The 541-nt window shown below is 64.1% G+C and carries 1 protein-coding gene; it reads left to right on the top strand.

The annotated features are described in order from the left end of the window. Positions 1 to 74 precede the first annotated feature (74 nt). On the top strand, positions 75 to 539 hold the full coding sequence (locus tag ACZY08_RS29725; RefSeq protein ID WP_463748178.1) for a DUF5078 domain-containing protein: 465 nt from the start codon (positions 75 to 77) through the stop codon (positions 537 to 539). The last annotated feature ends 2 nt before the right edge of the window (positions 540 to 541 follow it).

The raw sequence follows: 541 nt of genomic DNA on the forward strand, positions 1-541 counted from the left end.
GCCATCAATTACTACTGCGTCGATCAGCGCGGCGTTTACGAGCAGGCCGCGCACTAACCGACTTTGGGAGCGACATGTCCAACCGCACGAGCGTCAAAAACCTCTTCCGCACCGGCGTAGCCACCTGCGCCGTCGCCGCCAGCCTGGCCGGAGCCGGCATCGCCGGAGCCGACGCCACCGACGACTACCCGATCCCCAACCGGATCCTGCGCACCCCCTGCACCGCCGAACAGATCATGGCCGCCGCCCGCGACGTCGAACCGGTCTACTACGAGCGCTACATGATCGACTACAACAACAAGCCCGTCGCCGATCAGCAAGGCGCCCAGGACCGCATCCACTGGTTCTTCTCCATGGACTACGCCGGCCGCCGCCAATACTCCGAGAACACCGCCACCAACGCCTTCTTCGAGAACATGGCCTGGCGCTGGCCGAACTGGGCCAAGCTGTTCTTCAACAACAAGGGCGTCGCCGCCAACACCACCGACGTCTGCCAGAACTACCCACCCAACGACATGTCGGTCTGGGACTGGCACTGACG

The sequence above is a fragment of the Mycobacterium sp. IDUB_9 genome, assembly GCF_055419505.1.